This window comes from Paraburkholderia sp. SECH4 (assembly GCF_030511745.1).
Lineage (GTDB): Bacteria > Pseudomonadota > Gammaproteobacteria > Burkholderiales > Burkholderiaceae > Paraburkholderia > Paraburkholderia madseniana.
In genome coordinates this window covers 133,898-153,916 of the sequence record NZ_JALOCP010000020.1, presented here as the reverse complement: position 1 = coordinate 153,916, position 20,019 = coordinate 133,898, and the positions used below count along the sequence as shown (strand labels likewise).

Genomic DNA, 20,019 nt, shown 5'->3' with positions numbered 1-20,019 from the left:
GTGAGAGCGAGCGGTTCCGGCCCGAGCACGCACTGGCCGAGCATCAGAAAGCGCTCGGCTGGCTGCAGGAACAGCTTGCGCTGCCCTTCGCGGGACGAACGGTCGTGGTGACCCATCACGGCGTGGCGCCAGCCTCGGTACACCCGCGCTACATGGACGATCCGCTCAATGCAGCGTTCGTGAGTGACCTGCGACCTCTGCTTGGACTGGCCGATGCGTGGATACACGGTCACGTGCATGATTCGTTCGATTACCGTGTCGGCCAGACGCGCGTGATCGCCAATCCGCGCGGCTATGCGTTGAACCGTCTGATGGCGGGCGCGCCGGCCGACCTGCGCTGGGAAAACCCGGCGTTTGATCCAGCACTGGTGGTCGAGCTCTGAAGGCAATGCAGTCGGGCGTTGAGGTGTTCAACCGGCAACGGACCTTACCCGAAGGCAGCATCGGAACGCAGGGTGCCGGCCAGGTCGTCACGTGCGACGGCGGGCCCGACCGCCCGCCAGTGGGGTATGTCCGTCGCAGCTAGCCGGGGAGGAAGAACGTGGCCCGGATCGAATCACTGGCTGCCGAGGTGTCAGGGCTGTACGCGGCGCTGGACGACGTGGGTGGTCGGGTACCCGATCATGTATCGCGATCTTGACGGGCTGCATAGTGTGCAGGCTGTTGCTTCTAACAACTCCAGCAATGACTGATCCAAAAACGGACTTCGCCACGACAGTGGCGAAAAAAAATCCACCGACCGGGCAGTCGGACCGGAAGGTGCTTCTGCTGGATTTCGACGGTGTCCTCCACCGGGGCGACGCCTATCGCACCAGGCACGGGATTGTCAGTAGCGACCCGTCCCGGATCCGGCTTTTCGAGTACGCCGAGGTACTTGCCGAGGCACTTGAGCCTTATCCGGACGTTGAGATTGTCCTGTCCACGACCTGGGTGAAAGTACTCGGCTTCAATCGTGCGCGCGACGCGTTGCCAGTGAGAGCCCTGCGGGACAAGGTAGTCGGTGCGACGTATCACACACGATTTTACGATGCACATCTCTGGTATGGAATTCCCAGAGGGCAACAGGTGCTTCGGTACGTGAGCCGCCATCGCCTCGTAAAGTGGCTCGCGTTAGATGACAGGCGCGACGGTTTCGAAACAGCGAGGGATAACCTCGTGCTATGTGACCCCGACAAAGCGCTAGGTGACGCAAGCACTCGGGACGCTTTGAGGAAAGCGTTGCGAAAGATACATGTATCAGTTTAGGAAGTAGCTTTTGCTATTGCATGGAACCGATGGTGTCCTCCATCTGCACGATGTCCGCATGAATTTGCGCCTCAGACGGGGCACTGCGATCAACTTGCCGGGAAAGTCTCAGTCCGCTTTTACCGTATCGAGCAACGTTCGAAGTTCCCGCTGCATGGTCGGTGTATCCAGAGCGATACTTCCGCCATGTCCGGCGAACACGCCACTGAAGCTTTCGTGAACGAGTCGCTCGAGGGAGCGAAGTTGGGTGGACCAGTCGTACCAGCAGGCGTCCCGAAAGGCATGCAGAGCGCGCCTGCGGAAATCCCAACACAGTGAGTCTCCAGAGAAAAGGGCGTGACGGATGAGGAACATGACGCTTCCCCGTGTATGTCCCGCCATGGGAATGACCCGAACGCCCGGCAACATCTCATGCGCCAGATCACCCGTGATGACGTCAGTGACGAACGGAGCGCCATCGGCGTCGTTTGCATGGATCCAGACGCGGGCGCCAAAGCGCTTCGCATAGATGCCCGCGTCCGCGACATCGTCGCGGTGGGTCAGCAGGATATGATCCAATCCTCCAGCTTCCGCGATCCAGCGCTCGAGGTGGCCGGACCAGCGCGGCCCGTCGATCATCAGACGCAGGCCGCCTGCAAGCGTGATGTAGCTGTGAGCGCCGTACGAAGAGCGGGCGTTATACCCGAGCCTCCACACGCCGGGAGCCAAGGCTTGCGGGAAGAGGCCTGTGGGCATCTTCCCGCAAGCCTTCTGGCGGCCGAACGGCAGCCACCGGACAGATGAGGACGCCTCGCCACGCATCTTCTGTTTCCTGTTCACTGGCAGGCTGGTGAGCAAACGCCGAAGCGCCGTTTCGCTCGATGAACAGATTGGGAGCGGCCGTTCGAACCGCACCGCAGTTGAAGCAGGCTGCGCTTACGTGCCAATGATCGTCGACATCACCCTTGTCCTCCGCCATAGCGCGCTCCCGGCTGATATTGGGTAGACGGTTCAAAGATAGCATCTTTGCGCGATTGGGAATTGAGGTGCGCCTAGTTTGCCTTTCGATCGCAAGCACATCCGCACTGCGGCTCGCGAGTTTCTGACAGATTCATCCCAGGAATGGCTCGCGACACTTGACAAGACGTCGTGCCATACTTGGAAGTCGACCCCTTCGCCTATCCATGTTCGTGATGACGGTCTCTTCTGCCTCTATTGGCTTTAACTACAACCCGCTCGACCGTCGCTCCGAAAAGCGGGACGATCACGTCTTCATCGAGCGTCTCCGCAGTGACCCAGGCGCTCGATTTCTTATCTTTGTCCTCGACATCCCCGTGCTCAAGCGTGGCAACGGGCACGACGCGTGGTTCCTCGAAAGCGAAGCGGCTACCTTCGGGCATCCGGTTCAAAGTGTCTTTCTCGGGCAAGAGAGCGACGGCAGCGGGCGCTTTGCACTCGGCTTTACTCTTGCCCTCGAACAAGAGGGCAAGTCACAAGGCATGGTCTGTGATCGCATCGACCTCCGCTCGATCGCGCTGCAGGGCCTCGTCGACCCTGAGGTCCTCGGAATACTGGGCCAGGCGAAGTCCGTGCTCGACTGGCATCGCGGCCACGGCTTTTGCGCCAACTGCGGCTCCGCAAGCCGAGCTTCGTTGGCCGGTTGGCGTCGCGTCTGCGATTACTGTGGTGCACGCCACTTTCCACGGGTGGATCCAGTCGTGATCATGTTAGCGATCGATGGCGAACGGTGTCTGCTTGGACGCCAGCGCCAGTTCACCAAAGGGATGTACTCGGCACTCGCGGGTTTCGTTGAGCCGGGCGAGACCGCTGAAGACGCGGTGCGTCGCGAGGTGTTCGAGGAGGCCAGAGTGAAGTGCTCCCGGGTGGTCTACTATGCCTCCCAGCCGTGGCCGTTTCCTTCGTCGCTCATGGTCGGCTACTTTGCGCAGGCAAGCGTTACGGACATCGTCGTTGACACGGCGGAACTCGAAGACGCCCGATGGTTCTCGCGCTCAGAAGCGTCGGCGATGCTCGCGGGAACCCATTCAGGTGGACTGTCGGCGCCTAAGCCATTCGCCATTGCCCACCATTTGCTGCAGGCGTATGTCGCAGGGGGGACCTTGGTATTGGGTAGCTAGGCAGCTTTAGCGTGAAGCAGACCCGACGGGTATAGCCGGAAAACCATGGGCCGATAAGCTTCATTGTTGACCCTTCGAGATTGACGGAGTTAGGGTCGCGATCGTTTAGAACGCTTCCTTGAAAGGGCGCGGATCTAGCTCGTGCGTCCACGCCGAGCGGTGCTGGCGGTGAAGTGACCAGAATGCATCGGCGATGGCGTCGATACCGAGCAGTATGTCGGGGCCCTTCCGCTTGACGTGGTCAGTGAAGCGCGTATGCACCTGTTTTCCGTCGATGCCATCGTCGATCACGATATGGGCGACCTGCAGGCCGAGCAGGCCCATTGAGGTTGTCTCAGAGAACCAATACGATTGTTTATCGCAGCGTACTTCAGAATTCAGATCTGGCTACTGTCTTTCTGGAGAGTTAGGGCTATTCTTAGCTCCAATGTAGGCGAGCGTCTTTTGAGTTTGCCGCTTCACGTATGTGTTGAGTTCGAGGGAAATTTTCCCGTACGGACCGTGTGTGCAGAACTGCAGTCACATTGGTCTGAGCTAGTTAGATCGCGTCTCCTCCGTATCATCAGATGCGGTTAAGCCCGCTAACGCGGGCTTTTTTTGAACCGATGTCGCGTTTCGCTCAAAGCCTCGCGTTCTTTGCCAGTGAGGTAAAGCTATGGTTCAATCGTGACGATTCGACATGGTCGAAAGCTGGTGTGGATCTGGGATACCCAGATGTGTCGCTCGCCGCGTGGAGCGAAGCAGACGCAGAAGCTTCTGAAGCCGCGGCGCTTTCGATCGCCGTCAACGAGACCGGCTATCGCGTATGGGATGGCTGCTGGAAGGTGCTACTGCAACAGGTTGCTCACGTTTCCAACCTGCCGTATCTCGTTCCAGGATTGTCTACAACAAGTTGGCGTCCACCACTGAGGCCGCGCAGCCCACTGCATGACTTCGCCATGAGGATCGGAAGTTGGAGTTACCGCCAGCTTGAGTCTATGCTTGTCTTACTCCTGTCCGCCCGCAACGCCAACGATGTCATTCGCGCGAATCGAGGCCGACCGCGGCGTCAGCAAAGGGGAAACCCAAAACGGAGAAAACCAAATGACAGTTTCGATCTCGCGACGCACCCTTATGCTGTTCGCCGGTCTCGTTCTATCGGGCATGATGACGCTCGCGCAAGCGGCGCCGGTTTCTTTCACGGTACGACTGACGGGCGACCAGCAGGTGCCTCCAGTGCAAACACCGGGCAGTGGCACCGCTAACCTCACTTACGACTCCGGTACGCACGTCGTGACGTGGAACATTACCTATAGCGGCTTGAGTAGTCAGGCGACCATGGCGCATTTCCACGGCCCAGCCTCGACCGGGAAGAATGCTGGCGTAAAAGTATGGCTGTCGCAGAAAGGGACCATGGAAGTGACGAGTCCGTTCAGCGGTCAAGCCACGCTGTCTGGGGACGACGTCCAGATGTTCGAATCCGGCAACATGTACATCAACGTCCACACCAAGACCAATCCGGGCGGCGAGATTCGCGGCCAGGTCCTGCCGCCGAAGAGCAACTAGCGAAATCACTGGCGCCGGGCCCTGTTATATGCCGGTCGCGACAGGCTCAGAGATAAGCCGCGAGCAACACCACCACGGTGGCGCCAATCCCGAGCGGCAGGAGCGCCAGCCAGGCTGGCGCTTGCCGCGGCGCGGCCACCGAAGTCGGTAACGTCTTGTAGCCGCTTAGCATCGGACGCAGGAGGTTGTGTCCCTTCACCACCGCGTAGAGCACGATCGCCAGCACGTGCAGAGCGACTGCCGCCAGCAGCACATTCCACACCACCGCATGCAGCGTCGAGATCGCATTGGCGATCCAGGCGGGTACCCATTCGCTCAACGGCCCCTCATCCGCAACCTCGTTGTAGACATAGAGACCACTTAGCGTCTCCAGCAACAATAATGTGAGTAGCACCAAGACTATCCAGCCGCCCGCCGCGTTGTGGCCGACCTGCACATCCGGCTCACGGCGAAACAGGTGCGACAGATGCCTCAATGCACGCGCTGGCGAGGTCACGAAGTTTCTGAACCGCGCGGTCTCGCTACCGAAGCAACCCCACAGCAACCTGGAGAGCAGCAAGGCCAACAGCGCTTCGCCGCTACGCACGTGCCAGTCGATCCAATTGAGCTTCAGCGTCACATAAGCCGCCGCGACCAGCACCACCGTTAGCCAATGAAACAGCCGGGTCGGCGCATCCCACACGAGCACGCGGCGACCAACCGGTTGCACCGCCGGCGTCACAGGTTCGTCAGCGTTCATACGTCGGGCCTCCTCAAGCATGCGTCGGCCTGATCTGGAAGGTGATCGGCCTTTGGGGATCAACGAAACGGAAGGGGCATTTAAGCGCCGTCAGCAAATGATCCGACGCCGTTCAGGCGTGCGGTCCTTGGTCGATACCTGCAACGCCAAGGGGATCAACCTATACCGGTACCTCAACTGGCTATTTCCGCGTATCCCCCTCTTAGATTGTGAGTGAATATACTTCACTCCTTCCTTGGAAGTATGTCGACTAGAGGCATTCCGATCTCCGCGACGTTTTCCACCAAGCCCTCGGCAATGGTAAGGCTGTCGCGCTCCAGCAGCGAGATTCTGACGTCGGGATGGCGCTCGCTGAAAGATTTGACGACGAGCGGCACCACCGGCGCCGTTATGGCATGTCGCTTTCCTGATTGAGCCGCTGGTGTTGGCGGAATGGCCTGCATCTCCAGTAGCTTGGGCCTGTCAAAGTCAGGGCGCCGTACCGACCGGAATTCTCATTTTGACGCTGTGGATTCCAATCGCAACAGCAACGCCGACCATGGCAAACAAAGGCAGCGACGTCGGCGCGAGGTAAGAACTCAATAAGACAGAGCCAACCGCAGCGCCGATTGCACCACCGAGATAATTGATCGAAGAATTCCACGCCAGAGCGGCCACGGAATTCGCCGGGTCATTACTCATGAGTGCATGTTGCTGCGGAGCAATCGTTGCCCAGCCGGCCAGGCCCCAGACGAAACAACCCACCGCCGCGCCGGCAGCGCCTACGTAGCCCACCAGCAGATAACTTATGACGATCGTGCAAAGTAGTATGGGCGTGACACGGGAGGGTGGCAGGTGATGGTCGATCACCTTGCCAATGCCCAGCGAGCCGATCATCCCGCCTACACCCCACAACCAGATCAGCATGCCGACACGATCAGTCATGCCTCTGGACGTCATGACTTCTGCGATATAGGTATAGAGACCTAGCACCGAAAACGAAGTGAAGAACGTAACGGACAACGTCGCCAGATTGAATGGCGCCCTGAGTGCGGACAGGCGCGCTTTCCAGTCGACAGTCCGCACCTTTGGGAGTTCCGCCCCGTAGAGCGCCACGCCCGCAGCTGCAATCAAGCCGAGGAGAACGAGCAGGCCGATCGTCCATCGCCATCCGAACCACCTGTCGATAGCGAGACCCACGGGAACGCCGAAAGCAGTCCCCGATCCCAGTCCGCCCAACACGGTGGATAACGCTCGGCCCTTTTGAGACGCGTCGACCATATTGGCCGCCGTGGAAGACGCAAGCGGCGAGAAGATGCCGGCGCCCAGGCCAGCGACTCCTCTCGACAACAACAGCACCGGCAGGGAAGACGACGTGATCGTCAGGATATTGCCGAGGGTGAACAGGCCCAAACCCATGAGCAACCCGAGCCTCGTCGATCGGCGCGCAGCGAGCGGGGAAAGCGTCGGTGCACTCACGGCATACGCAGCCGTGAAAATAGCTATACCAAGGCCAACAGATGCTTGCGGTACGTGAAGGTCATGCGCCATGGCGGGCAGAAGCCCGGCCAGTACGTACGCGTCGAGCCCGAGAGCAAAGGCCCCGAGCGTAAAGGGCCAAAGAATTCGTATCACTTGTATTCTCTGCGGTGTCGTCCCACTCGCTCCGCGAGAGCGCCCCGCGTTGCATATCGCGACGCGAGGCGCTCAGGCGTTTGTGCGCGGTTCTGGATCGAAGCTGCTGACCGTGTCTTCCGGCGTTTAGCCGGCAGCCATCATGTCGTTGAACTGGTTAACCCACGCGTGCTCGTTGGGCCCCGGATTGGCGCGCATGTTCACGGCCGGACCCACGAGTATTTCGTTGGCCTCCGTGCCTAGTTGTTCGATCGCGCCTGCAACGAATTCATCAAGGGGCATCGCGCGCTCTTCCTCGCTGCTGTTCATCAGCTCGGTACGGACCCAGGGCGGCGCGATCTCGATGAGCGAAACCTTGCTGTCCCGAAGCAGATAGCGTTGTGAGAGCGTGTATGAATGCAATGCTGCCTTGGTCGCGCTGTACACCGCCGTGATCGCCATCGGCACGAAGCCGAGTACCGACGTGACATTTGCCACGACCGCGCCGTCCCGAGCCTTCAGGTGCTCGATCAGTGCCGAGGTCATGCGGATCGGCCCAAGCAGGTTCGTGTCGACGGTCGAGCTCAGCAGTTCGTCATTGACCGGGCCCTCGGCGCCGTCGGGAAACATGATGCCGGCGTTGTTGATCAACACGTTCAGACCGGGATAGTCGGCGATCAGCCTCGCGGCGACAGCCTTGATATCCGCCGGATCGGTGATGTCGAGCGACACCGCCCGCATGCCAGGGTTCGCATCGATGGTCGCTTGCAGACGCTCGGCGCGCCGGCCGGAGATGATCACCTGATTGCCTTGCTTGTGCAGCGCTTCAGCGAGACCGCGGCCGATACCCGAGCCGCCGCCGGTGATAAAAATTGTGTTGCCCGTGAGTTTCATGATTAGCTCAAATAGAAATGACGAGTGGCGTCAATGCCGAAAGATGTTCCCGAACAGCTTCGGGCGCGAGGGCCCGATTGGCTGCTTCGGTGCTGGTCTTGATCGTTTTCCGCAGACGTGAGTGGCGGCACGTCATGCCGGCACAGCCTGAAACTCGGGATAGTCGGTGTAGCCCTCGGCTGTTGGGCCATAGACCTTTGGCCAGTTGATTTCGGCAAGCGGCGCATCGGCGGCGAAGCGCGCCGGCAGATCCGGATTGCCGATGAACGGGCGGCCAAAGGCGACCATATCGACCAGTCCCGCTTCGATCAGCCGATTACCGCGCGCACGATCGATATCGACGTTCGCAATGATGTTGCCGCGGTAGAGCTCGCGGAAATGGCGGAACATGCCGTCGCCTGCCATGGCGGCCAGTGGCGTCGCCGACAGGTCGGCCATTGCTCCCATCAGCAGCAGATGTGAGAGATCGAAATCGTTGAGCCGCCCAATCACATATTCGGAGGTAGCAAGCGTTTCGTCATTGGAAACGAACGCGCCCGTCTCCGACGTCGCGGGTCCCGTCTTGATGCCGGTGCGCTGCGCTCCAACTGCATCGACCACCGTTTCCACGACTTCGAAAAGAAACCGCGCACGGTTCTCCGTCGAACCGCCGTATTCATCTGTACGTAGATTGGTGTGAACGTTGAGGAACTGATTGAACAGGTAGTGATAGCCGCCCTGGATCTGCACGCCGTCAAAGCCGGCGGCGATCGCGTTGCGCGCAGCCCGGCCAAAATCGGCGACCGTGCGACGGATCTCGTCTTTTTCCATGGGGCGCGGGACCACAGTGTCTTTGCGACCTGCCGCGGTCACGCTCTGCTGCTCCGGATTGACCGCTGAAGCGGATGGCGGCGCCTTGCCGGCGTCGAAATCCGGATGCCCTATTGAACCGGTATGCCAGAGTTGGGCGACGATCCGACCGCCCGCGCGGTGCACAGCGTCCGTCACCACGCGCCAGCCGCGCACCTGAGCATCACTCCAGAGTCCGGGCACGTCTGCCCAGCCAACGGCCTCGCGGCTCACGAACACCCCTTCGCTGATGATCAACCCCGCCGAAGCGCGCTGCGCGTAGTACTCGGCGTGCAAGGCCGTCGGGGCAAGCTCGGGATTGGCCGCGCGCATGCGCGTCAGCGACGCCATGACGACACGATTGGGCAGATCGAGGTGCCCTAGCCGAACCGGCTGGAGCAGGGGTTGGTTACTTTCGATGTTCATGATTTTTCCCACGGGATTGATGGATTTGCCTGGTCACAATGGTGATTGACAGCGAGTTTGGAGGGTGGAATTCGAAAAGTCAATGTCGATCGTAATTGTTTTTTTCAAAGATGGTTATAATTGAACTAACAACGATGGGGAGCATTGAACGATGGGTGTCACGAAACAGCAGGCGGTGGAAAACCGGAAGGCCATCATTGCGGCCGCAGAGAAGTTGTTCCGTGAGCATGGAATCGATGGTGTGGGCGTTAGCGTTCTGATGAAGGCCGCGGGCTTTACCCAAGGCGGGTTTTACAACCACTTCAAATCGAAGGAGGCGCTGGCCGCTGAGGTTGTGGCGACTGCGATGGACAAGGCTAATGGTGACCTGAAGGAAGCCATTGCCGCGCCGATTGAGCCGGACAGCAACCGGCTGAGCCGACAGGTGGACTTTTACCTGTCCGCCACGCATTGCAGTGATATCGAGCAGGGTTGCGCAGTCGCCGGCCTCACTGCGGACGTCCGCCGGCTTGGTCATGAGGCACAGTTGCACTTTGCAAGCGGCCTGCAGACTATGATTGAAACGTTGACAGGGCTCGTCATGGAACAGCGCTCCGAAGGCAAAAATACGGATGAAGCGCGCCAGGAGGCAATCGCGTTCTACAGTCAGATGGTCGGTGCGCTCACCCTTTCGCGGGCGGTAGCCAGCGCCAATCCTCAGCTCGGAGATGAAATACTGAACGCGAGCCGCCGGATGCTGCTTAGGAATTTCGCGCTGGAAGAGAGCTCGAACGCTCGTTGAAGCGTGTTGTGTAACGGACGGATTTTGGCCGGGAAGGGCGGATTCTGAAAAAACCGCTTTGCATCTAGCTGCACCGGCGGTTTCTGGCGCGGGTCGCCTCGGTCGTGTACGCCACTGGGTCCGCGCAATTGCAGACGATCCAGCTTCAATATCCATTTCAAATGCGCGAACGACATCTTGACCTTCCTGCACCTCGACGAGAGCGCTCATATGCAGGGATGTTGGCAATGGATCAGGTCTTGTCCCATGCCTACTCATAAACACTGCGTGCGATTTTGTGTATTGCTATGTTCGGGCGGCATTGGCTCTTCATGGCGCACGTAGCGCAGTCCGTCTGGAGTGGTGGCGACTCTTGCACAGATGGCCAGCGGATTCATCCGGTGACCATCACGCTCATTGCGTATTCGCTCGTATGGAGTGGTATGTTTCAAGAGTTATCGCTCTGGCCGAGGCCGTTCATCTGAGTCCGCGCCAGTTTAGCCGCGTGTTCACACTCGAAACGGGACAGTCTCCAGCCAAAGCCATCGAAAGACTGCGACCGGAGGCTGCGCGGCTGATGATCGAACAGAGCCGACATCCGCTTGATGTCGCCGCCAGAGAGTCCGGTTTTCGCGATCGCCGCCATCTGCGTGACGCGTTCATGCGCGGGTTTGGCGTTCCGCCCAATGCGGTCCGACGCGACTCGCGGATGGATGTCTGAAGAAGCATCTAGAAAACTTCGTCCGAAATGCTATTCCACCGCGGGCGTCAATTTGGCGTCCTCGATGCTCGACGTGCGCACGCCTCTTGCCGTTGCATAGACGCCGCATGCGGCAATCATCGCGGGCACGGCGAGCAGGCTAAACACCGAACCAAATTGCCAGCCCAATCCCATCAGCGCGGCACCTACCAGCGCGCCCGTCACACCGCCGATGCGTCCCATGCCGATCATCCACGCTACGCCCGTCGCGCGCCCTTCCGTCGGATAGAAGTTCGCGGCAAGCGCGGACATTGACGTGACTGCGGACGTAGCGACCGTTCCCGTCAGGAAGATCAGTGTGCCGAGCCACAGTTGATGCCCGATGCCGTGTCCCACCAGCATGACCAGCACCGCCGACACGACGTATGTGCAGGCGATTACACGATTGGCCTTGAAGCGGTCCATCAGCCAGCCGACACCAAGATTGCCTGCCACACCGCCGATCGGAAACAGCGATGTCATCAGCGCGGCGTTCTGGCCTGAAAATCCCGCGTCCCTGAAAAGCGTAGGTAGCCAGTTCGTCAGCAGGTAATAGATCAGCAGGCCCATGAAGTACGCGAGCCATAGCATTAGCGTGCCGAAGCGATAGCGTGACGACAGCACAACCCGCAATGCGGACCCGCGATTCTCCACCGTTGCGTCAATCGCGACAAAGTGGCATTCGTCAAAACGTGCGTCTCCTGCGATGCGCGAAAGAACGCGCGCGATGCGTGCGTGGCCGTGTTCTCTCGTCACCATGAACTGCGCGGATTCGGGCAGCAACATAACGAGCACGAAGGTCAGTGCGATAGGCCCGACGCCGCCTGCTATCAGCACGCTTTGCCAGCCGAAGTGGGGTATGAGCCACGCTGACGACACCGCGCCAATCGCAACGCCGCACGAAAAGCCGGAGAACATTGCATTCACAACAACTGCGCGAATGCGCGCAGGCGCGTATTCGGACATCAACGTGACCGCGTTCGGCATCGCCGCGCCGAGACCCAGTCCCGTCATGAAGCGCATCAAAGTTAGCGATTCAATCGAAGGCGCATGTGCGGCGGCGAGACTCCACAGCCCGAAGAAAAATACCGATAAAACCAGCACCGTTCTGCGCCCGACGCGATCGGCAAGTGGTCCTGCACCCAACGCGCCGATGCCGAGCCCGACGAGCGCGGCGCTCATCACAGGCCCTAGCGCCGTACGCGCAACGCCCAATTCCTGCACCAGTGAAGGTGCGATGAAACCGACTGCGGCCGTGTCCATGCCATCGGCGGCCACGACCAGAAAGCACAGGACGAGAATGGTCCATTGAAAAGGCGAAAAACGTTGACTGTCGATGAAAGTTTGTACATCGACTGTGCGTTTGTTGTTCATTGCGCGTCTCCTTGAATACGGTTGAATAACCATAACGTGCTGGGTATGGCTGCCGGCTTCACGCGAAAGGGCTGCATGTTGCGTCTCCGTGACTTTGTGTCCGCTGCGTGCTTTTGTTTTCTAGTGCAGCGCGGTGAGGATTCTGAATTTGACGGGCCGACGATTCTGCATTGTTGCGTAGCGATCACATGTATCGATGTCTGCAAACCGCGAGCTATTCCGAGGCGACGCTGCTGTCGGTGAGCCGCTGATCGTAGTCAGCAACGCTTTCGTCGTCCAACGGGCCTATACCTTGATTGGGTGAGTGTTGTCGCAATTCATTAGATCATTTCGCATCCGATTCGCTGTTTGTTCGAGGAAGCATAGCGGGGCATAAAAAGGCAACGCAAATGAGTTAATCAGATGAACCTGATCATAAATTCTGATGCGTCAATATCAGCTACGTGGTGACGTCACGCTTGTCCATTGTTCATCAAAATTGCTGATCGAATACATCAAGCGTTATCGCTGGTGAGATATCCATTTCCATCTAGGATGAAGGCTCCACAACGTAAAACGGATCGGAGTGAATATGGAAAGCAATTTTGCAGAAGCAGCGCGCGATGAGCAGGCGTTGAAGTCCGCGCTCGACACTGCGGATATCGTTCCTGCGTTGATGACGCTGGTTTATCTGACTGGCGATTTTGAACTTCTCGACGAGGTTGCGCCGCATATCAAGGGAGCGTGGAACTTCCTTGAGTCGATCCCCGACGATCTGAAGGAGGAGATCAGATCGAAGCTGGTGGCGACACTGAAGCAATACGCCGCTGAAGGCGCGACCGTGCCGCGCACGCCTCATCGGCAAACCTTGCGCCGGATGATGAGTGCCAGTGTTGGAACCGAGGTTCCGGAAGAATATGTCTCGCTTTTCGTCGAGGAACTGCGCCTCGGCGACGTCGACACCCGCGCGTTGCAGTGGCGTACCGATCCGAAATCACTGTCACTTGATGACTTCAAGGTGGTGATCGTTGGGGCAGGGCTGTCTGGTGTTTGCACAGGCATCAGGCTCAAGGAGGCGGGTATTCCGTTTGTCATTCTCGAACGCAATGCGGGCCTGGGCGGGACATGGTACGAGAACGATTATCCGGGCGCCGGCGTGGATACGCCGAACCAGTTCTACTCCTATTCGTTCAACCCGAATCCGGATTGGTCACGGCATTTTTCCCGTCAAAACGAGATATTGAAATACATCAACGACACGGTGGACAAGTTCGGTCTTCGTGAGCATATCCGCTTTAACGTTGAGGTGACCAGTGCGAACTTTGACGAGGCCAGTGCACGTTGGCAAGTGAATTGCCGTTCGCAGGACGTGGAGTCCGAACAGCTCGAATGCAATGTTTTCATTACGGCCGCTGGGCACAACGTTGCGTCGACCCCAGCTTTCAAGGGGCTGGAGAGTTTCTCGGGCGAGACGGTTCATACCGCTCACTGGAATCATGGCGTCGACGTGAACGGAAAGCGCGTTGCCATGATTGGCACGGGTGCCAGCGGAATGCAGGTCGGGCCGGCGATTGTTGACAAGGTCGAGCAGCTGACGATTTTCCAGCGCTCGCCACATTGGGCGATGGGGAACGCGAACTACCGTCGGGACACGACGGAGGGGCAGAGGTGGGCGCTGAAACACATTCCGCTCTTTAACGAATGGGCGCGTTTCCTCGTCTTCTGGGCTGCATCCGATGGCTTCCACAAGACACTGCATATCGATCCGGAATGGAGCCAACCCGCACTATCGCTCAACAGCGAAAATCACGCGATGCGAGAAAACATCATCGCGTACATGCACAACGAACTGGATGGGGACGAGGAACTGCTCAAAAAGTGCACGCCAGACTATCCGCCGTATGGCAAGCGTCTGCTGCGTGACAACCATTGGTTCAGGATGCTGAAGCAGGACCACGTTGACTTGGTCGTCAACCCGATTTCTCATATCAGTAAGACGGGCGTCGTGACGACTGACGGCGTCGAGTATCCCGCTGACGTACTGGTATTCGCGACAGGTTTCAACGCGTCGAAGCTTCTGTGGCCGATGGAGATTCGTGGCCGGGATGGCGTGTCGATCCGCGACGTCTGGGGCGAGGACGATCCCCGTGCGTACAAGGGAATGACGGTGCCGGGGTTCCCGAACCTTTTTGTCATTGCCGGGCCGAATACGATCCTTTCGCACGGAGGGAGCGCGATATTTCACACCGAGTGCCAGGTTACGTACATTCTGAAAGCGGTACGGGAAATGATCGAGAGGGATCTGGCTTCGATCGAGGTGTGCGAAGAGATCTACAGCGGCTACAACGATGTGGTGGACGAGAAGCTGCGTAACATGGTGTGGTCCCATCGTGGTGTCACGAGCTGGTACAAGAACAAACGTAACCGGGTAACGATGACTTCACCGTGGCGACTGGTTGATTTTTGGGCGCTCACCCACGAATTCGAACTGGATGAGTTCATTGCCGTAGCAAATGTAGAGCTCGACGTCGCTGAACTTCAGACGGCTTGATCAAGTGACCTTATGGGTGGTCGAAATGCTATACGTCCATCACAAAACGATGGTGCATGGTGCCGAGTCTCGTATGCTTCGAGGTGGAACGGGAGATAAGGTGTTGTTCCTGCATGGTACCGGCGGAATGACTGGCTGGCTGGACTATTTTGATAAGTTGGCTCACAGCTATGACGTACTGGCGCCTGAGCATCCGGGTTTCGGAAAGAACGAGAGGCCAGAGTGGATCGCGTCGGTTGCCGACTTGGCCCGCTACTACACTACGTTTTGCGCCAGTTTAGGAGGAATCCATCTTGTTGGTAGCTCGTTGGGTGGCTGGCTCGCGAGCAGATTAGCCATGCTGGTGCCGGAGGCGATTCGCAGCCTGACACTGATTGCGCCCGCAGGAATGCGCGAGCGGGCAGCGGGAAGTGGACCGGGAGCATTGCCTTCGCGCACAGAACGTCTGCGACGCTACTATTTCGATCAGTCGTTTGTCGAACGTGCGCTTGCACAGGATCCGCATGATATCCAGAAAATTGAATCTGGAAATTTGAAGACCAGCGAGCTACTTGGTGGTCCCGGATTCTACGACCCAACTTTGGAACTTGAGCTCGGGAAGCTTAGCTGTCCAACGTTAGTCCTGTGGGGCGAAGAGGATCGTGTCGTGTCGGTAGAACTAGCAAAGCGGTGGGGCGATGCGATCGCCGGTGCGGAGGTGCACGTCTTTCCACGCTGCGGCCACTTGCCACATGTGGAGATGGCCGACGCCGCCGCGAGTTTGACGGAGGCATTCATCGAGCGAACAACTTCCCTGAGCTAGAAGATGCGTCGATTACACGAGATTTCTATCCCGCAAATCGCGACAAATGCAAGTTGAGGGTTGGGCCCAGTTTGCATTCGTCGTGTTACGGTGTTTGCCCCGCGATGATCCTACCCTGGGATTTCGCTCCGTTCTGTAACGAAATGCGTTCAATAGTAGTCGACTGTGCGAGCTAAACATCGTGGATTGCTGCCCGCGAGGTGCCGCTGGAGGAATTCGCTTGCCGCCAGCAGTGCGGGCGTGTGCGTCGCGATCTCGGCGCGCGTCGTGTTGGCATAGCGTGCGCATTCAGTGGGGACACCCGCGGCGATGAGTGACGCGGCGTAGCGTTCGGCTTCGATATGCAGCGGATCGTGCTCGACGCTGGCAATGAACGCCGCTGGCAAGTGCGCGAGGCGGCGCGACTCGAGCGGCGCGGCGTAGGGATGAAAGCGCTGCGTGAATGTGGGCAGGTACGCGCGGTAGCTGGCCGCCAGAGCGTCGATGCCTGGCGTTGCATGCACCGTCTTATGACCGATGCGCGTCATGCTGGGGTCAAGCAGCGGCGCGAGCAGAACCTGAGCGCGGATGTTGGCGTCGCCGCGATCACGCGCAATGGCCGCGACGCAAGTCGCGATGTTCCCGCCGGCGTCGTGGCCGGCAACGGCCATATATCGCTGGTCCGCGCGAATACCGTTGGCTTCCGATCGTACCCACAGCAGCGCGCGATGCGCGTCTTCCACGGCATTCGGAAAGGGAAACGCGGGCGCGAGTGAGTAGCCGACGGAGACCACCCAGGCGCGTACGTGTAACGCGAGCACCGTGCACACGGCATTTGTTTCGTCAAGCGTGCCTGCGGTGAATCGGCCGCCGTGAAAGTAAAGGATGATCGAAAGCGGGCGCTTCTGTGCTCGCGGTCTGAAGCTGCGCACGGCAATGGGCTGGCTGTGTCCATTGATGCGAACTTCTTCGATCAGCAAATCCGGATGCGAAATGGTAGACATGCTATGCAACGCGCAGCGTTCTCGCCCTCAGGAACAATGCCCGAAGTTTGAGCTATATCGCTGGGCCGATAAATCTCGCACTCGCGTCAACTGTGTTCTCATGAAGAGAACAATGCTTCGTTGCTCCCGGTGGGCGTGCCTCTCTTATGCAATCGGCTCCGCTTCGTCGCCCGCAAGGTCGATCACCTCGGCGTCCTGGGCATCGATACTCGCGGGGCGGCACCGCGCTTCAGCTTCGGGCGTGCTGGACAACAACGGACTGTCGCGAAAGAGTTCGGAGATCCAGTCAATGAACGCGCGCACGGTTGCGGAGAGATGGCGGTTGTGTGGGTATACCGCGGAAATGGGTAGCGGTGGCGGCTTCCATTGCGAAAGAATCTCGACCAGTGCCCCCGATTCGAGGTACGGCAACGCCATGAATCGGGCGCCCTGGACGATGCCGAGGCCGTGCAGCGCACTGCCGAGATGGGCCTCGGCGTCGTTCACGGCGATGGAGCCGCGCATCTTCATTTCGACCACTTTGCCTTCGGTTTCGAACGTGAACGGCATGATCCGACCCGTGCGGCCCCAGTAGTAGTTCACCGCACGGTGATTGGCGAGTTCGGCCAGCGTCCGCGGCGTACCGGCCTTCTCGAGATACCCCGGACTCGCGACGGTGACGCCCTGATAGACACCAACGCGTCTCGCCACGAGAGTCGAATCCTGCAAGGTACCGATCCGCACCACGCAGTCGATGCCCTCCTGCACGAGATCCAAAGGCTTGTCCCCGAGGCCGAGCACCAGGTCAATTTCGGGATAGTGCTCGTGAAAGTCGCCCAGCGCAGGCATGACGATGAGGCGCCCGAGTGCCCCGGGCATGTCTACCCTCAGCTTGCCGCGCGGCGCTCGCTCTTTGCCCAGAAACGAGCTCTCGATGTCGTCGATGTCCGCGAGCACACGCACGCACCGCTCGTAATAGGCAGCGCCGTCCGGCGTGAGGTTGAGGCTGCGCGTCGTCCGCTGCAGCAGACGTGTTTTCAGGTGCGCTTCGAGACTCTGGATGGTCACGGTCACCCGTGCGCGTGGCATATCTAAAGTCTCGGCCGCGCGCGTGAAGCTTTTTGTTTCGACTACGCGGGAAAATACTCTCATTGCCAGCACGATATCCATTGCCCACACCTCATTAGAATTACCGGTTAAAAATGCGGACGCCTCCCGACGCGCCGCAGGCGCGTGGGACAGCCCAGGAAACAGTGGGGCAGGCGAGGCGCCAGCGGCCGTCACGGTGCTCTGTTTCGGCGCGCGTTCGAGCCCGTCAAACCCAGCGTGCAGTCTAAACCGGGGCGACGAAGCCCACCATTGATGTCAACGTAGATCTTAGCTGGCGCAAGAAAATGACCTAAGCGGTGAATCGCTCCGCGCACGAATGTCTGCAATGACCGGTGTTTAGCTGCGGTCGATGCGAATTCGTGCGCTAACCCGGCATAATGTGACTTAACTTGGGATTTTCGTGCTGTCGGACGTGGACCCCTGGAGATTTCCCTATGCAACTGGTGGGGCCATGGTTGTCCGGCTACACGCGCCGTGTGGGCGTAACGCTGAATCTCCTGAAGATTCCGTTCGGGCATCTGCCATATCATGCGTACAAGCAGCGCGAACACGTGAGGGCGTTTAGCCCGATGATGCGAGTGCCCGCTTTACGACTGGACGACGGTCAGGTGCTAATCGATAGCGGTGCAATCGTCGACTATCTGGATAGCCTGGTGCCGCCCGCGCGGCGATTGATGCCGGCCGGCGGCCCTGAACGCATACTTGCGATGCAGCTTGTCGGCTATGCCACGGCCTGCTACGACAAGCTGGCTCGCTATTGCGATGAGGTGATGCTACGCCCGGAGGCGTATCGATTGACGTAGCTTCAGGCGGGATATCAGGAACAGATGCTGATCGGGCTCGATACGCTGAACGCGGCGCACGCGGATCCTTGGTTTCTCGGTTCAACAATCTCGCAAGCCGACGTCATGACAGTCATTGCGTTCCAGAGCGCCGCTGTGGTGATGCCCCTTGCGGTCAATAGCGAAACCTTTCCGAAATTGGCGGTTCTTGCGCAGCACGCCATGCAATCGACGGCATTTTCTTCGACACTTCCCGATCTGAAGGACCTGCAAGCCTCAGGACTCGTTAGTGCGGACAACGGTAACGGTGCGTAGCAAGCGCTCGTCCCGCAGGCACGGATTTGCCTTTCACTTTTAGGCTGAGGCGAATTGTCATCCTCTTCTCGCGCATTTATCGGATAGACGTCCATGCCGATAGTTCAAGCCGGCCAGAGGTGGGTGTCGCGACGCGCACGGCCTCCTCTTCGGACCGGATAAAGAAAATGCGCCGAATTGGATCACCTACCGGCGCCCGGAACGTGGAAAGCCGTCGGCGTGCAAGGTGGCTACCGCCCGATTGAAGACCAAGCGACGGATAATGCGATGTTAGTGGAGCGTCGTGCGCATACGATTTCCGTAGCTACGCTTCCGGATAATCCGCGCTCTTTGATAGTTCCGCCCAGTTGTCGAAGTCGTGCTTCAGTGCATCGATCTTCAGGGTTGCATTCGCCAGCGCGGCCTTACCGAGCAGCAGGCGCAGCGGAGGATTTTCGCTCTCGACCGCCTTGACAATGGCGTCGGCGGCGCGCGCGGGATCGCCCGGCTGCTTGCCACTGTAGCCGCGGATCAAGTCGGTGCGGGCCTTGGCGGTCGTCGCATAGTCAGCGATGATCTGTGGTGCCTGGTTGGCCGAGCGGCCGGCCCAGGCAGTGCGAAACGGACCCGGTTCTACGATGAGCACCTTCACGCCGAGTGGTGCAAGCTCCTGGGACAGCGATTCGGACAGCGCCTCAACCGCAAACTTCGTCGCGTTATAGAAGCTGAGTGCCGGGAACGCGACGATCCCGCCAATTGACGAAATGTTCACAATCGTTCCGGAACGCTGCTTGCGCATTGTCGGTAACACTGCGCGCGCCATATCTGCGAGGCCCCACAAGTTGATGTCGAACATCGTACGGACTTCGTCGCGCTCGCTTTCCTCGAACGAACCGAAGTAGCCTATGCCGGCGTTGTTTGCGAGGACATCGATGCGGCCGAAGTGTTCAAGCGCAGCCTGCGTCGCGGCATCGATCTGCGACGACTTCGTCACGTCGAGTTCGAGCACCAGCGCGAGATCGCCAAATTTTTTCGCGAGATCGGCGAGCGAGGCCGGATTGCGAGCGGTAACGACCGTCGGATAGCCGAGAGCAAGCGTCTTGCGTGCGATCTCGCGGCCGAAGCCGGTTGAACAGCCGGTGATGAACCAGACCGGTTTGTCGTTGGAGATAGCCATGAAAACCCCTTGTGATGTGAACAACTGCTGCGCTACGCGGGCGGCGACGTATCCCGCAGCTTCCGTCGTCGGATCACCACGATTGTGCGACGGATGCAGGCG

The 20,019-nt window shown here is 59.1% G+C and carries 20 protein-coding genes and 2 pseudogenes; 10 read left to right on the top strand and 12 right to left on the bottom strand.

The window, feature by feature from the left end; all coding sequences use genetic code 11:
• Together M0D67_RS25175 and M0D67_RS25170 are read left to right on the top strand one after the other, a co-directional pair.
• Positions 1 to 383 (top strand): annotated as a pseudogene (locus M0D67_RS25175) (hypothetical protein); the annotation flags it as partial.
• A 301-nt stretch (positions 384 to 684) separates the two neighbouring features.
• The gene (locus M0D67_RS25170; RefSeq protein WP_266240167.1) at positions 685 to 1,245 is read left to right on the top strand and encodes an HAD domain-containing protein; all 561 of its coding nucleotides are present in this window, start codon (positions 685 to 687) and stop codon (positions 1,243 to 1,245) included.
• Positions 1,246 to 1,353: 108 nt separating this feature from the next.
• Here the strand turns inward: M0D67_RS25170 and M0D67_RS25165 are convergent, their stop codons facing one another.
• Together M0D67_RS25165 and M0D67_RS42130 are read right to left on the bottom strand one after the other, a co-directional pair.
• A complete protein-coding gene (locus M0D67_RS25165) occupies positions 1,354 to 1,980 on the bottom strand; it encodes an MBL fold metallo-hydrolase (RefSeq protein ID WP_367892354.1) in 627 nt (208 codons plus the stop codon).
• Positions 1,922 to 2,203: a ferredoxin gene (locus M0D67_RS42130; RefSeq protein WP_367892353.1), complete on the bottom strand. Its 282-nt coding sequence runs from the start codon at positions 2,201 to 2,203 to the stop codon at positions 1,922 to 1,924. Before M0D67_RS42130 ends, M0D67_RS25165 begins: the two co-directional genes overlap by 59 nt.
• Before the next feature lie 214 nt (positions 2,204 to 2,417).
• Between M0D67_RS42130 and nudC the strand changes: the two genes are divergently transcribed.
• Positions 2,418 to 3,362 (top strand): NAD(+) diphosphatase, encoded by a 945-nt coding sequence (nudC, locus tag M0D67_RS25160; protein ID WP_266240180.1) that lies wholly within the window; start codon positions 2,418 to 2,420, stop codon positions 3,360 to 3,362.
• Between the two features lie 105 nt (positions 3,363 to 3,467).
• Here the strand turns inward: nudC and M0D67_RS25155 are convergent, their stop codons facing one another.
• A complete protein-coding gene (locus M0D67_RS25155) occupies positions 3,468 to 3,686 on the bottom strand; it encodes a hypothetical protein (RefSeq protein ID WP_266240163.1) in 219 nt (72 codons plus the stop codon).
• A gap of 759 nt (positions 3,687 to 4,445) precedes the next feature.
• On the opposite strand from M0D67_RS25155, the gene M0D67_RS25150 reads away from it, so the two are divergent.
• On the top strand, positions 4,446 to 4,907 hold the full coding sequence (locus M0D67_RS25150) for a CHRD domain-containing protein (protein WP_266240161.1): 462 nt from the start codon (positions 4,446 to 4,448) through the stop codon (positions 4,905 to 4,907).
• A gap of 46 nt (positions 4,908 to 4,953) precedes the next feature.
• Here M0D67_RS25150 and M0D67_RS25145 read toward each other — a convergent pair whose 3' ends face one another.
• The 5 genes from M0D67_RS25145 to M0D67_RS25125 form a co-directional block, all read right to left on the bottom strand.
• Positions 4,954 to 5,646 carry a cytochrome b/b6 domain-containing protein gene (locus M0D67_RS25145; protein ID WP_266240159.1) on the bottom strand — a complete coding sequence of 231 codons (693 nt, stop codon included), beginning with the start codon at positions 5,644 to 5,646 and terminating at the stop codon, positions 4,954 to 4,956.
• A gap of 224 nt (positions 5,647 to 5,870) precedes the next feature.
• A complete protein-coding gene (locus tag M0D67_RS25140; protein WP_266240157.1) occupies positions 5,871 to 6,089 on the bottom strand; it encodes a hypothetical protein in 219 nt (72 codons plus the stop codon).
• 25 nt (positions 6,090 to 6,114) lie between these two features.
• On the bottom strand, positions 6,115 to 7,260 hold the full coding sequence (locus tag M0D67_RS25135) for an MFS transporter (protein ID WP_266240155.1): 1,146 nt from the start codon (positions 7,258 to 7,260) through the stop codon (positions 6,115 to 6,117).
• A 126-nt stretch (positions 7,261 to 7,386) separates the two neighbouring features.
• On the bottom strand, positions 7,387 to 8,133 hold the full coding sequence (locus tag M0D67_RS25130; protein ID WP_266240153.1) for an SDR family oxidoreductase: 747 nt from the start codon (positions 8,131 to 8,133) through the stop codon (positions 7,387 to 7,389).
• A 132-nt stretch (positions 8,134 to 8,265) separates the two neighbouring features.
• Positions 8,266 to 9,387 (bottom strand): alkene reductase, encoded by a 1,122-nt coding sequence (locus M0D67_RS25125; protein ID WP_266240151.1) that lies wholly within the window; start codon positions 9,385 to 9,387, stop codon positions 8,266 to 8,268.
• A 151-nt stretch (positions 9,388 to 9,538) separates the two neighbouring features.
• On the opposite strand from M0D67_RS25125, the gene M0D67_RS25120 reads away from it, so the two are divergent.
• Positions 9,539 to 10,168: a TetR/AcrR family transcriptional regulator gene (locus M0D67_RS25120; RefSeq protein WP_266240150.1), complete on the top strand. Its 630-nt coding sequence runs from the start codon at positions 9,539 to 9,541 to the stop codon at positions 10,166 to 10,168.
• A gap of 442 nt (positions 10,169 to 10,610) precedes the next feature.
• A pseudogene (locus M0D67_RS25115) lies at positions 10,611 to 10,868 on the top strand (helix-turn-helix domain-containing protein); the annotation flags it as partial.
• A gap of 30 nt (positions 10,869 to 10,898) precedes the next feature.
• Here the strand turns inward: M0D67_RS25115 and M0D67_RS25110 are convergent.
• Positions 10,899 to 12,260 (bottom strand): aromatic acid/H+ symport family MFS transporter, encoded by a 1,362-nt coding sequence (locus M0D67_RS25110; protein ID WP_266240149.1) that lies wholly within the window; start codon positions 12,258 to 12,260, stop codon positions 10,899 to 10,901.
• Positions 12,261 to 12,831: 571 nt separating this feature from the next.
• On the opposite strand from M0D67_RS25110, the gene M0D67_RS25105 reads away from it, so the two are divergent.
• Entirely contained in the window at positions 12,832 to 14,790 is a 1,959-nt protein-coding gene (locus M0D67_RS25105) for an NAD(P)/FAD-dependent oxidoreductase (protein ID WP_266240148.1), read from the top strand.
• Between the two features lie 100 nt (positions 14,791 to 14,890).
• Positions 14,891 to 15,592, top strand: a complete 702-nt coding sequence (locus tag M0D67_RS25100; protein WP_266240147.1) for an alpha/beta fold hydrolase — start codon at positions 14,891 to 14,893, stop codon at positions 15,590 to 15,592.
• Positions 15,593 to 15,741: 149 nt separating this feature from the next.
• Here the strand turns inward: M0D67_RS25100 and M0D67_RS25095 are convergent, their stop codons facing one another.
• Together M0D67_RS25095 and M0D67_RS25090 are read right to left on the bottom strand one after the other, a co-directional pair.
• Complete coding sequence (locus tag M0D67_RS25095; protein ID WP_266240146.1) at positions 15,742 to 16,575, bottom strand: alpha/beta hydrolase; 834 nt, start codon at positions 16,573 to 16,575, stop codon at positions 15,742 to 15,744.
• 144 nt (positions 16,576 to 16,719) lie between these two features.
• Positions 16,720 to 17,706, bottom strand: a complete 987-nt coding sequence (locus M0D67_RS25090) for a LysR family transcriptional regulator (protein WP_266240145.1) — start codon at positions 17,704 to 17,706, stop codon at positions 16,720 to 16,722.
• Positions 17,707 to 18,098: 392 nt separating this feature from the next.
• Here M0D67_RS25090 and M0D67_RS25085 point away from each other — a divergent pair, with 392 nt between their 5' ends.
• The gene (locus tag M0D67_RS25085; protein WP_266240144.1) at positions 18,099 to 18,467 is read left to right on the top strand and encodes a glutathione S-transferase family protein; all 369 of its coding nucleotides are present in this window, start codon (positions 18,099 to 18,101) and stop codon (positions 18,465 to 18,467) included.
• A 24-nt stretch (positions 18,468 to 18,491) separates the two neighbouring features.
• Positions 18,492 to 18,761 (top strand): hypothetical protein, encoded by a 270-nt coding sequence (locus M0D67_RS25080; RefSeq protein ID WP_266240143.1) that lies wholly within the window; start codon positions 18,492 to 18,494, stop codon positions 18,759 to 18,761.
• Between the two features lie 304 nt (positions 18,762 to 19,065).
• Here the strand turns inward: M0D67_RS25080 and M0D67_RS25075 are convergent, their stop codons facing one another.
• Complete coding sequence (locus M0D67_RS25075; RefSeq protein WP_266240142.1) at positions 19,066 to 19,917, bottom strand: oxidoreductase; 852 nt, start codon at positions 19,915 to 19,917, stop codon at positions 19,066 to 19,068.
• Positions 19,918 to 20,019 lie beyond the last annotated feature (102 nt).